The organism is Paracoccus actinidiae, from assembly GCF_030863885.1.
GTDB classification, from domain to species: domain Bacteria; phylum Pseudomonadota; class Alphaproteobacteria; order Rhodobacterales; family Rhodobacteraceae; genus Paracoccus; species Paracoccus everestensis.
In genome coordinates, this window is sequence record NZ_CP132956.1 from 1,212,565 (window position 1) to 1,223,721 (window position 11,157).

12 protein-coding genes are annotated in these 11,157 nt (G+C 67.1%); 4 read left to right on the forward strand and 8 right to left on the reverse strand.

Annotated elements, in window-relative coordinates:
- Positions 1-3: 3 nt before the first annotated feature.
- The 3 genes from Q5701_RS06080 to uxaC all read right to left on the reverse strand — a co-directional run bounded on the left by Q5701_RS06080 (position 4) and on the right by uxaC (position 3,030).
- Positions 4-537: a TRAP transporter small permease gene (locus Q5701_RS06080; protein ID WP_234854750.1), complete on the reverse strand. Its 534-nt coding sequence runs from the start codon at positions 535-537 to the stop codon at positions 4-6.
- A gap of 65 nt (positions 538-602) precedes the next feature.
- Positions 603-1,601: a TRAP transporter substrate-binding protein gene (locus Q5701_RS06085; protein WP_306754376.1), complete on the reverse strand. Its 999-nt coding sequence runs from the start codon at positions 1,599-1,601 to the stop codon at positions 603-605.
- Between the two features lie 22 nt (positions 1,602-1,623).
- On the reverse strand, positions 1,624-3,030 hold the full coding sequence (uxaC, locus tag Q5701_RS06090) for a glucuronate isomerase (RefSeq protein WP_306754378.1): 1,407 nt from the start codon (positions 3,028-3,030) through the stop codon (positions 1,624-1,626).
- A gap of 107 nt (positions 3,031-3,137) precedes the next feature.
- Between uxaC and Q5701_RS06095 the strand changes: the two genes are divergently transcribed.
- On the forward strand, positions 3,138-3,818 hold the full coding sequence (locus tag Q5701_RS06095) for a GntR family transcriptional regulator (protein ID WP_306754379.1): 681 nt from the start codon (positions 3,138-3,140) through the stop codon (positions 3,816-3,818).
- Positions 3,819-3,899: 81 nt separating this feature from the next.
- On the opposite strand, the gene tolA is transcribed toward Q5701_RS06095, so the two are convergent.
- From tolA to Q5701_RS06115, 4 genes are all read right to left on the reverse strand, one after another.
- The gene (gene tolA, locus Q5701_RS06100) at positions 3,900-4,754 is read right to left on the reverse strand and encodes a cell envelope integrity protein TolA (RefSeq protein ID WP_306754380.1); all 855 of its coding nucleotides are present in this window, start codon (positions 4,752-4,754) and stop codon (positions 3,900-3,902) included.
- Positions 4,751-5,212, reverse strand: a complete 462-nt coding sequence (gene exbD / locus Q5701_RS06105) for a TonB system transport protein ExbD (protein ID WP_306754383.1) — start codon at positions 5,210-5,212, stop codon at positions 4,751-4,753. Before exbD ends, tolA begins: the two co-directional genes overlap by 4 nt.
- 3 nt (positions 5,213-5,215) lie before the next feature.
- A complete protein-coding gene (gene exbB, locus Q5701_RS06110) occupies positions 5,216-6,235 on the reverse strand; it encodes a tonB-system energizer ExbB (protein ID WP_306754385.1) in 1,020 nt (339 codons plus the stop codon).
- Positions 6,236-6,371: 136 nt separating this feature from the next.
- Complete coding sequence (locus tag Q5701_RS06115; RefSeq protein ID WP_306754387.1) at positions 6,372-7,400, reverse strand: siderophore-interacting protein; 1,029 nt, start codon at positions 7,398-7,400, stop codon at positions 6,372-6,374.
- Positions 7,401-7,573: 173 nt separating this feature from the next.
- On the opposite strand from Q5701_RS06115, the gene mobA reads away from it, so the two are divergent.
- The gene (gene mobA / locus Q5701_RS06120; protein ID WP_306754388.1) at positions 7,574-8,182 is read left to right on the forward strand and encodes a molybdenum cofactor guanylyltransferase MobA; all 609 of its coding nucleotides are present in this window, start codon (positions 7,574-7,576) and stop codon (positions 8,180-8,182) included.
- Between the two features lie 13 nt (positions 8,183-8,195).
- Positions 8,196-8,909 carry a TspO-related membrane protein gene (locus tag Q5701_RS06125; protein ID WP_306754389.1) on the forward strand — a complete coding sequence of 238 codons (714 nt, stop codon included), beginning with the start codon at positions 8,196-8,198 and terminating at the stop codon, positions 8,907-8,909.
- On the opposite strand, the gene Q5701_RS06130 is transcribed toward Q5701_RS06125, so the two are convergent.
- On the reverse strand, positions 8,888-10,258 hold the full coding sequence (locus Q5701_RS06130; protein ID WP_306754390.1) for a cryptochrome/photolyase family protein: 1,371 nt from the start codon (positions 10,256-10,258) through the stop codon (positions 8,888-8,890). The genes Q5701_RS06125 and Q5701_RS06130 overlap by 22 nt on opposite strands.
- A 149-nt stretch (positions 10,259-10,407) precedes the next feature.
- Between Q5701_RS06130 and cobA the strand changes: the two genes are divergently transcribed.
- Positions 10,408-11,118, forward strand: coding sequence for a uroporphyrinogen-III C-methyltransferase (cobA, locus tag Q5701_RS06135; protein ID WP_306754391.1), 711 nt, complete (start codon positions 10,408-10,410; stop codon positions 11,116-11,118).
- Positions 11,119-11,157: the final 39 nt, after the last annotated feature.

An 11,157-nucleotide genomic window follows, 5' to 3' on the forward strand; every position in this document is an offset into this window, starting at 1 on the left:
GTCTTACACCTCGGTCATCAGAATGTCTTCGGCATCGGGTTCGGCATCGACGTGCTTGCCCGACAGCCGGTTCAGCAGATGTTCCAGCATGAACAGCGTCATCAGGACGCCGCCCGCGAACAGCGGCATATAGGTGAACCCGCCCGGCAGCCCGACCACCGGGACCGACGATTCCCAGGTCTTTGCCATCAGTTGCCAGCCATAGACCGTCATGCCGACGCTGAAGGCCAGGACCGCCAGGTCGGACACGACCCGCAGGGCGGCGGCCAGTTTTTGGGGAACGAAGAACAACAGCACCTCGAACCCCATGTGGAAGCCTTCATGGACACCCACGGCGGATCCCAGGAAGATGAACCAACTCATCAGCAGGATCGCCACCGGTTCGACCCACAACAGGCTGTCGTTCAGGACATAGCGGAACCAGACCTGCGCGAAGACGATGACCGTCATCGCCACAAGCCCGGTTCCAGCCAGCCACAGGCAGGCCACGGAAAGCCGGGAATTGAGACGCGACAACGCGGCGATGCTGCCAGACATGGCGCCACCTTTCGATTGCGGGAAAAGAGGAAAGCCCGCGGCCAGGACGCCGCGGGCTGCATGGGTTACTGCGCTGCTTCGGAGGTTTCCTGGATGCGCTTGACCAGATCCTGCGCCTCGGGCGTGGTCACGTATTTTTCATAGACGGGGGCCATCGCCTCGATAAAGGCGGTCTTGTCCACGTCCTTGATGACCTCGGCGCCGGCCGCGACGACCTTTTCCTCGCTGGCCTTTTCCTGTTCGGCCCAAAGCTGGCGCTGAACGGTGGCGGAATTCTTGGCCGCCGTGCGCATGATTTCCTGGTCCTCGGGCGACAACTTTTCCCACGACGACTTGGACACCGCGACCAGTTCTGGCACCATCAGGTGCTGGTCCAGCGTGAAGTATTTGGCGACCTCGGCATGACCCGAACTGTCATAGGACGGGAAGTTGTTTTCCGCCCCGTCGATGACGCCCGTCTGGATCGAGGAATAGACCTCGCCATAGGGCATCGGCGTGGCGTTGGCGCCAAGCGCGGACATCATGTCCACGAACACGTCGTTCTGCATGACGCGGAACTTCATGCCCTTGAGGTCTTCCACAGACCGGATCGGCTTTTCCGAGTTATAGAAATTGCGCGCGCCGCCATCGTAGTAGGCAAGCGCGATCAAGTCCTTTTCCTCGAAGGCCTTGGCGATTTCCTCGCCGATGGGGCCGTCCATCACTGCGTGCTGGTGTTCGGGCGAGGTGAACAGATAGGGCAGCGACAGCGTCTGGGTGACCGGCACGATGTCGTTGAACGACCCGAAGGATGCGCGCACCATGTCGATGACGCCGAACTGGGTTTGCTCGATCGTGTCCTTTTCCTCGCCCAGCTGGGACGAGGGGAAGACCTCGATGCAGATGCGGCCTTCGGTCTTTTCCTTGACCTCGGCCGCCATGGCCTTGACCCCCTCGACGGTCGGATAACCGTCGGGATGGGTGTCGGACGAGCGCAGGGTGATTTCGCAATCCGCCGCAGCGGCCCCGCCGACAAACGCGGCCGAGATCAGCAATCCGGCAAAGGTGGTCTTGACGAACTTCATGGTATCCTCCCGTTGGTGAAGCTCAGAGTTTGTAGGCCTTCTTGACGAGGCCATAGGTCAACTGGTGGGCAAGATCGGGCGCCTCGTCGGCGGCAAGGCGTCCGGTGGCGACCAGAGTGGCAAGAAAGGCGCAATCCACCCGGCGCGCGACATCATGGCGCGCGGGGATCGAGCAAAAGGCGCGGGTGTCGTCGTTGAAGCCCACGGTGTTATAAAAACCGGCGGTTTCCGTTGTCATTTCGCGGAACCTGCGCATCCCCTCGGGGCTGTCGTGGAACCACCAGGGCGGGCCAAGCCGCAGGCAGGGATAAACGCCCGCCAAGGGGGCCAGTTCGCGGGAATAGGCGGTCTCGTCCAGCGTGAACAGGATCACCGTCAGGTCGGGACGCATCCCCACCGCGTTCAGCAGCGGGCGCAGCGCGGCCACGTAATCCGTCCGGCCTGGAATGTCGAAACCCTTGTCGCGGCCATGGATCGCCATCACCGGGTCCGAGTGGTTGCGCCGCGCGCCGGGATGGATTTGCAGGACAAGGCCGTCCTCTCCGCTCATCCGCGCCATTTCGGTCAGCATATGGCCGCGAAAGGCGTCCGCCTCGTCGGCGGTGCAGGTGCCGCGCAGGGCCTTCTGGAACAAGGCGGCCGCATCGGCCTGGGGCAGATCCTCGGTCCGGGCTGTCGGGTGGCCGTGATCGGTGGAGGTTGCGCCATGATCCTTGAAGAACGCCCGCCGCGCCCGATGCGCGTCCAGGTATCCATCCCAGGTGGCGGTGTCGAAGCCCGTCTGCTGCCCCAGCAGCGCCACGTTGTCGGCAAATCCCGCCATGTCCGGATCCACCACGCCATCGGGCCGATAGGCGGTGATGACGCGGCCGTGCCAACCCGAATCGCGGATCATGCGGTGCCAGTGCAGATCGTCGGTCGCGGCCTCGGTCGTGGCGATCACCTCGATATTGAAGCGGTCGAACAACGCGCGGGGGCGAAATTCGGGACGGGCAAGGCAGTCGGCAATATGGTCGTAATACCAATCCGCCGTTTCCGCCGACAGACGGCGGTCGATGCCGAAGACGTTCTGAAAGCTGTGGTCCAGCCACATCCGCGAAGGGGTTCCGCGCAGCAGGTGATAGTTCTGCGCGAACAGCCGCCAGATCTTGCGCCCGTCGGTCTCGGTTGCGCCGCCATCGACACGCGGCACGCCCAGATCGGTCAGCGAAACGCCCTGCGAACACAGCATCCGAAAGACGTAATGGTCGGGGGTGACGAACAGTTGGGCAGGATTGGGAAAGGGCCGGTCCTCGGCAAACCAGCGGGGATCGGTATGGCCGTGGGGGCTTATGATGGGCAGGTCGCGGATCCCGGCATAAAGGTCACAGGCCAAGCCCCTCGCTCGCCCTTCGGGCGGGAACAGCCGATCGTCGTCCAGCAAGCCCATCCGTCCTCCCCCGCGAGTCGTGCTTGTTTTGCAGCTACCCATCTAATATGCTAGTTTTCAAGAATGGTCAATCGGGTGTTCTAATGGCGTCATCGCGGGGACTGTCCATGGTCGATCTGCCGGTGCTGGATGGCGGGCGGACACGTTCGGTCACGGACCAGATCTTTGATCTGCTTTACGACCGGGTGGTGAACCTGACCTTGCCACCCGGCGCCAAGCTGTCCGAGGCCGAGGTTGCCGCCCAGATGGGCGTGTCCCGCCAGCCGGTGCGCGATGCTTTTTACCGGCTGTCGCAACTGGGCTTCATCGAGATCCGGCCGCAGCGCGCGACCATTGTGACGCCGATTTCGGAAGAAGCCGTCCTGCAGGCCTATTTCATCCGCGCCGCGTTGGAGGAATCCTGCATGCGCGTTGCTGTGGTTCGGCTGACGAACGATCAGTTCGACAGGCTGGACCGGCTGATCGAGCTGCAAGCCCGTGAAATCCAGGCCAAGGACACGGCGCGCTTCCATGCGCTGGACGACCAGTTCCACCACGACATCTGCACCTTCGCCGGGCTGGAATTCGTCTGGACCCTGGTCAAGGACAACAAAGGCCACATGGACCGCGCACGCTACCTGTCGCTGTCCTATGGCGCCGAAACGGCATTCGCCGAACACCGCCGGATCCTGGATTCGCTGCGCCGCCGCGATGCCGAAGCCGCCGTTACCGCCATCCGCCAGCACCTGAGCCGGATCGAGGGGATCATCGCCCGCCTGCGCGTGGACCAGCCGCAGGTTTTCGGCTGACGCCCTGATCTTTGCCTTGGCCAAATATCCTCGGGGGGAATCTCCGAAGGAGATAGGGGGGCAGACAGCCCCCCGCCTTTGTCATCGAACTTGCAGGTTGATCGGCAGTTGGAAACTGTAGCTGGCATCGGTCAGTTGGGCGGGCGCGCGGGGACAGCGGCCTGCACGCTGCGCGGCCCTGACCGCCGCCTCGTCCAAGGCGCCGTTGCCCGAGGATCCGGCAATGCCAACGCCCTGGATCGACCCGCTGCGCGACACCGACAGGTTCAGCGTCACCCGTCCGCCTTCGCGCACCCCGCGCGGGGCCGATGCGCGGCGGCTGATGCAGGACCGGATCTGGCCGCCCCATTGCGACATCAGGCTGGCCTTTTGCTGGGGGCTCGGGCCAGCCGCGCCGCTGCCGCCCGCGCCCTGGTCGGCACGCCGGACCTGCTGTTGCTGCGGCGCGGGCTGTTCCTGGCGGCGCGGTTCTGCCTGGCGCTGCGGTTCGCGCCGTTCCGCACGCCTGGGTTCGGGCTGGCGCTGTTGTTCGGGTTCACGCTGGGGCCGGCGTTGCGGTCGGGCAGAGCTGTTCAGCACCACCTCGGGCGGGGTTTCCAGTTCGGGGGGCGCGGGCGGGAACAGTTCGGCCATGTCGTCCAGCGGTTCCAGTTCCGGCAGCGGCGGCAGGTCCAGAGGCTTGGCCACCTCCTCGGGTTCCGCCTCGGGCCGGGGTTCCGGCTCGACGGGTTCTTCGGCCGGGGCCACGGGTTCCTCGGCCACCTCCTCGGCAGGGGCGAGATCGACGAAAACGGGCTCCGGCAGGCCGGGGGGCGCAGCGGCCTCGGCCTGGCGCATGATCCACAGCGCGCCGCCCAGATGCAGCGCCACCACCAGAACCGAGGCGCCGCCCCAAAGCGCGCCCTCGCGGATCACCCGGCCGCCGCGCCCGGTCATTGCGCGGGTTCCGGGGCGGCTGGTGCCGCAGGAACAGCCCCCGTGGTCGATTCAAGGCCCACAAGCGCGATCTTCAGATAGCCGGTGTCGCGCAGGGTGTTCATCACCCCCATCAGGTCGCCATAGGCAACCTCGCGATCGGCGCGCAGGAAGATGCGCTGTTCGCGGTCGCCCTTAGTCGCGGCCGCAAGGGCCGCAGCCAGCCCGCCCGGCGCGACATCCGTGTTGTCGAGCGCCAGCGTCAGGTCCGGCTTCACGGTCACATAGACCGGCTGGTCCGGGCGCCGCGCGGGCGTGGCGTTCGAGACCGGCAGGTCGACGTTCACATCCACTGTCGCAAGGGGGGCGGCGACCATGAAGATGATCAGCAGGACCAGCATCACGTCGATGAAGGGGGTGACGTTGATCTCGTGGTTCTCGACCAGGTCGTCGCCGCTGTCGCGTATCCCGCCTGCCATGGATCATGCCTCCTTCGGGGGGGTAAGGCTGCGGAAATCCAGGTCGCGGCTGACCAGTTGGCGCACGCCCGCCGCTGCATTGGCCAGACGCAGGCGATATCCGGTGATGCCGCGCGCAAACACGTTATAGATGACAACGGCGGGAATGGCCGCGACCAGACCGATGGCGGTCGCCAGAAGCGCTTCGGCGATGCCGGGAGCCACCACGGCTAGGTTGGTGGTTTGCGATTCGGAAATGCCGATGAAGCTGTTCATGATCCCCCAGACCGTGCCGAACAGCCCCACGAATGGTGCGGTTGATCCGATGGTCGCCAGCACGCCCGTGCCCCGGCCCATGCGGCGGCCCGCAACGGCCTCGATCCGTTCCAGTTGCGATTGGACGCGTTCCTTGACGCCGCCATCGCCCGCAGCATCCAGGGCGGGCTGGGACCGGCGGTATTCATCGGCCGCCTGGCGGATCATGCGCGACACCGCGTCGCGGCGGCTGCCGCTGGCGGCAACGGCGGCCTCCAGGGTGCCCGCCCGCTGGATGCGGCGGATGCCGCCCTGGGCGCTTGCGCTGGCGCCCCACAGTTCCAGGGCCTTCACCACCAGCACCGTCCAGGTGATGACGGATGCGATGGCCAGCCCGATCATCACCGCCTTGACCACGATATCGGCCGCCCAGAACATTCCCATCGGCGACAGGTCATGGGGCAGGTTCGGATCGCGCGCGGGCGGCGTCAGGATCGGGGCAAGCGCGTCCTGCACGGACTGGGGCAGGAACTCTGCCACGGGTTCGGGGGCAGCGGTGGCAGGCGCTGCCGTGCTTTCGGCAGGTGCCGCAGGTTCGGGCGTCGATGGCGCGGCAATGGGCGCGGCGGGTTCGATCGCATCTGGCGCAACTGGGGCTGCGGGCTGTTCCGTCGCCTGGATCCGAGCGGGGGCGGGCGCCGTATCCTGGGCATGGGCGACGGGTGCCAGCAGGCAGGCAAGCACCACGGCAAGGGTTGCGCCAGGACGGGACAGCGGCAGGTTGCTCATGGCGTTCCTTGAACTTCTGGATCCGCCGGGGCGGACGGTTCGTGGGGCGGGACGCCCTTGGCGACCCGCGACTTTGGGCCGGGTATCGAACAGCCATGTAAAATTGTCAACTATTGACGGGCGACGGATGCGGGTATCATGCGGTCCAATAGGCTGCGAGATGGGCACGCAGCGCCCCGGTCCCGCCGTGGTCGTTTATCGCGGCCTTCAGCGGTTCCAGCCGGGACCGCTCGGTCGCAAGCCAGAGCCGTTGGGCATCGGTGCCTTTACGCCTCAGGCGATGGGCAAGGTCCGCCTCTCCGCCGGGGGCGTGGATCACGCGGATTCCGGGATGATCGGGCAGGGGGTAATCGGCCCGTGCCCCGAACAGGTGGCATTCGCCGGTCGTGTCCGGGCCTGCGGCCTCGATGGTGCGGGCAAGGGCGGGATAGGCCGTTTCGTCCCCGCCGATCAGAAGGCTGTCCCCTTGCGCGATCCCGCCCCCGCCCGGGCCGGTCAGCCCGACCATGGTTCCCGGCACCGCATGGGCCGCAAAGCCGCAGGCGCGGCCGCCCTCATGGACAAAGATGTCGGTTTCCAGCCATCCCGCACCCGGGTCGATGTGGCGCACCGTATAGACAGGACGGTGCAGGGTTGCCGCCCCCTTTGGCCAGACCGTCCGGCCATCGTCGCCGATCACCGGCCAGGCGGGCGCCTGCGCGCCTTGGGGTTGCAGGATCAGGCGGAAATGGATCAGGTCGCGCGCAAAGCGGGCCAGATCGCCGGATTCCAGCCGCAGCCGCAGGAAGTCGGGCGCGATGCGGGTCACGCCCGCCACGCGCGCCAGGCTGAAATTGGGCGGATGCGCCCCCGGCTTGTCCAGGGGTGACCAGGCGGGCTGCAGGCCGGGCAGGTGTTCCCCGAGTTGATGGGCCAGGGATTCCACCACGTCCTGCAGGCGGTCGCGCGTGTGTGCGCGGGCAAAAAGGATGCTGCCCGTCGGCCCCATCTTGGCGCCGAATTCGGCCCCGTCCGGCAGCTTGCACCAGGTGGACCGGCCATGCCCGTTATGCAGATCCAGCCCGTCCTCGGCGGCCTGTGCCCGGATCAGGGCGTCCATGACGGCAAAGGACAGGCCGGGCAGGCTGGCCTCGGTCTGAAAGGGGGGCAGGGGATCATGTCTCATGGGGAACCTTTGGCCGATGAAGGACGCGGTTTCCTGCGTGGGTCAAGGGGCCGTGATAGCCGCCGTCAGGAACTGCGTCCAGTCAGCGCGACCTGCCTTTGACCAGTTGGCCCATCCCAAAGGGTGGCAAGCGTACCCTTGCCACCCTTGCCGCCCCGCGCCACAACTGCCCCATGACCCATCCCCCCGCCATCATCCTTGCCGGAGGCCGCGCGACCCGCATGGGCGGGGGCGACAAATGCCTGCTGGACCTGGGGGGGCGGCCCATGCTGGCGCGGATTAGGGAACGCCTGGCCCCGCAATGCGGCCCCCTGGCGCTGAATGCGAACGGCGGCGGGGCGCGGTTCAAGGACTTCGGCCTGCCGGTCCTGCCCGACAGCCTGCCCGATTTCCCCGGCCCGCTGGCAGGGATCCTGGCCGGGATGGACTGGGCGGCGGGACTGGGGGCAGGGCGGGTTGTCAGCGTGGCGGGCGATACGCCGTTTTTTCCCACGGATCTGGCCCTTCGTTTGACGGCGGCCGGGGACGGCATTGTCCTGGCCGCCAGCCGCGACAACAAGGGCCACATGAACGACCATCCCACCTTTGGCCTGTGGCCCACGGCGCTGCGGGACGCCCTGCGCGGATATCTGGCGCGGGGCGAACGGCGGGTGCGCGGCTTTGCCATGATCCATGGCGCGGCCAAGGCGATGTGGGACGCGGAACCGGTGGATCCCTTCTTCAACATCAACACGCCCGGGGATCTGGACCGGGCCCGTTCGGCTTTACGCCTGCAACCGTGATCGAGGCACATCCATGCGAACCATGCTTTCCGTCCTTGTCCTGCTGGCAGCCATCGCCTTTGCCGTATCGCCCATGCTGTCGAACGGGTTCGGCGGCTATCGTCCCGACCAGTTCCCGATCCCGCAGGCCGATCCGCCGGTCCAGCCTGCAGGCTGGGCCTTTTCCATCTGGGGGCTGATCTTTGCCTGGCTGGTTGCAGGGGCAGGCTTCGGTGCCTGGAAACGGGCGGGCGATCCCGGTTGGCAAGGGATGCGGCCCGCGCTGCTGGTCAGCCTGGTCCTTGGCGCCTTCTGGATCGAGACCGCGCACCATACCCCCATCGGCGCCACCATGCTGATCGTGGCGATGCTGGTGCCTGCGCTGATCGCATTCCTGCGGGCCGGACGGCAGGACGCGGTCTGGCAGATGCGGCCCGTGGCGCTGTATGCAGGCTGGCTGACGGCGGCGACGGGTGTATCGGCCGGAATGGTGCTGGGCGGATACGGGATCCTGTCGGAACAGGCGGCGGCGATCCTGAGCCTTGTGGGCGTCACGGCTGTGGCCCTGGCGGTGCAGGCGGCGCGACCCGGGGAATGGGCCTATCCGGCAGGCGTGGTGTGGGCCTTGATCGGCATCCTTGCCGCGAACCTGTCGCCCGCCAATCTGCCGGTCCTGGCCTTGGCTGGCGTTGCGGCCCTGCTGCTGGCCTGGCGCGCAGCCGCATCCTATCGCCGGAACGCGGCATAGGCATCCAGGGCGCGCTGCCGGCCCCAGTCCAGATCGACGGGCGGCACCGGGTGGGCGTCCACCCCCCAGGACAGCGGCGCGGCTGCGGCGAAATCGCGCGCGCCTGCGGCCCCCGCGACCAGCCAGGTGTCGCGATAGCGCCGTGCGCCGTCGAATTTCGCCGCCTGCGTGTCCGGGTTGAACACCCGGAAAAAGGGCGAGGCATCCGGCCCGCAGCCCGCCACCCATTGCCAGTTCATCGCATTGCTGGCCGCGTCCCAGTCGGTCAGGCAACGGGCGAACCAGTCCAGCCCGATCCGCCAGTCGGTCATCAGATGCTTGACCAGATAGCTTGCGGCAATCATCCGCACGCGGTTGTGCATCCGCCCGGTTGCGAACATTTCCCGCATCCCGGCATCGACCATGGCGACGCCGGTGCGGCCCTGACGCCAGGCCTGAGCTTCATCACTGTCGCCGCGCCATGAAAAATCGTTCCATTCCGGGCGCCAGCAGGTCCGGTCCATGTCGGGCATGGCGTCGAACAACTCTCGCGCAAAGTCGCGCCAAGCCAGTTCTCGCAACAGATCCTCGACCCCGCCGCGCCCGTGGTGCTGTGCGTTCATTGCCTTGTGCCACAAGCGCCGGGCGCTGATTTCGCCCACGGCCAAGGCGTCCGACAGGCCAGAGGTGGCATCGCCATCCGCAGGAATGTCGCGCCGTTCGGCATAACGCGCATCCACCCGGTCCAGGAACGCGTCCAGCCGGTCATGGGCCGCGCTTTCCCCTGCGCGGACATGGCGTGCCATCACGTCCCAGCCCCGGTTCATCGCGGCGCGCGCTTCTGGCCAGTCAAGGCCGTCGCTGTCGGGCCATGCGTCGGGCGCCGACAGGCGCGGCAACGGCAAGGGATCGGCGATATGCGATTTGCGCAGTGCCCGCCAGAAGGGGGTAAACACCTTGAACCGGGTGCCGCTGCCGGTCAGCACGCTGCCGCGCGGGACCAGATCGGCCGGGGGGTGCAGATGCAGCCTTGTCCCAGCCTGCTCCACCGCCCGACCCAGGCCGTCGTCGCTGGCAAAGGGCATCCCCTGGGTCGTATGCACCGCCCGCGCGCCGGTGTCGCGGACCACCTGCGCCAGCACGGCGGCAGGGTCGCCCCGCCGGACGATCAGCCGGCTGCCCAGACGGCGCAGGCTTGCGTCCAGATCGGGCAGCGCCATGGCCTGCCGCTGGGCAGACGCGGGATGGGCGCGCGCTTCGAGCGGGTCCAGGATCACCAGCGGGATGACCGGCCCTTCCTGGGCGGCGGCGACAAGCGCGGGGTGGTCGTCCAGCCGCAGCACACGGCGAAACCAGCAGATGACGGTCATTGCACATCTTTCGTTCAATCCCGGGATCACGGATGAGGGCGGCAAAAGTTTCACCGCCGTGCATTGTCTGCCCCAGCATGGGTGGTATAGCTGGAATTCCCCGGACGAAAGCCGCCCTGTTGCCTGATCCCGCCCCTCCATCCGGTTTCGTGTCGCTGGTGTCCGCCGGGCCGGGCGATCCCGAATTGCTGACCCTGAAGGCCGCAGACCGCCTGGCCAGGGCCGAGGTGGTGCTTTACGACGACCTTGCATCTGGTCCGGTGCTGGACCACGCCAATCCCCGGGCGGAACTGATCGCGGTGGGCAAGCGCGCAGGCCGCCCCTCGGCCCGGCAGGATCACGTGAATGCGCTGCTGGTCGAACAGGCCTTGGCCGGGCGCCGGGTGGTGCGGCTGAAATCGGGCGATTCCGGCATCTTCGGACGGCTGGAGGAGGAACTGACCGCCCTGACGGCCGCCGGCATCCCGTTCGAGATCGTGCCGGGCGTCACATCCGCCAGTGCGGCGGCGGCGGCGGCAGGAATCCCGCTGACCCGGCGGCTGACCGCCCGGCGGGTGCAGTTCATCACCGGAGCGGATGTGACCGGGCACTTGCCGGGCGACATCAACTGGGCGGCCATCGCCGATCCCGGCGTCACCACCGTGGTCTTCATGGGGCAACGCAGCTTTCCCGAACTGGCCGCCGGATTGCGCGCCCATGGCCTGCCCGGCGACACGCCCGCGCTGTTCGCCCAGTCCGTGGGCCATCCCCACCAGCGGCTGATCCGCACCACGGTCGACGATCTGGCGGCGATGATGGAAACGGCCCCCGTGTCCCAGCCCGGTCTGATCCTCTATGGACCTTTGGCTTTTTTTCCATAAAGATTTCATCAATCTGCGGGAACAATCCGGTTGTTAGAA

Coding starts and splice junctions, on each gene's coding strand:
- Q5701_RS06080 (WP_234854750.1), bottom strand. CDS start 537: ATGTCTGGCAGCATCGCCGCGTTGTCGCGTCTCAATTCCCGGCTTTCC.
- Q5701_RS06085 (WP_306754376.1), bottom strand. CDS start 1,601: ATGAAGTTCGTCAAGACCACCTTTGCCGGATTGCTGATCTCGGCCGCG.
- uxaC (WP_306754378.1), bottom strand. CDS start 3,030: ATGGGCTTGCTGGACGACGATCGGCTGTTCCCGCCCGAAGGGCGAGCG.
- Q5701_RS06095 (WP_306754379.1), top strand. CDS start 3,138: ATGGTCGATCTGCCGGTGCTGGATGGCGGGCGGACACGTTCGGTCACG.
- tolA (WP_306754380.1), bottom strand. CDS start 4,754: ATGACCGGGCGCGGCGGCCGGGTGATCCGCGAGGGCGCGCTTTGGGGC.
- exbD (WP_306754383.1), bottom strand. CDS start 5,212: ATGGCAGGCGGGATACGCGACAGCGGCGACGACCTGGTCGAGAACCAC.
- exbB (WP_306754385.1), bottom strand. CDS start 6,235: ATGAGCAACCTGCCGCTGTCCCGTCCTGGCGCAACCCTTGCCGTGGTG.
- Q5701_RS06115 (WP_306754387.1), bottom strand. CDS start 7,400: ATGAGACATGATCCCCTGCCCCCCTTTCAGACCGAGGCCAGCCTGCCC.
- mobA (WP_306754388.1), top strand. CDS start 7,574: ATGACCCATCCCCCCGCCATCATCCTTGCCGGAGGCCGCGCGACCCGC.
- Q5701_RS06125 (WP_306754389.1), top strand. CDS start 8,196: ATGCGAACCATGCTTTCCGTCCTTGTCCTGCTGGCAGCCATCGCCTTT.
- Q5701_RS06130 (WP_306754390.1), bottom strand. CDS start 10,258: ATGACCGTCATCTGCTGGTTTCGCCGTGTGCTGCGGCTGGACGACCAC.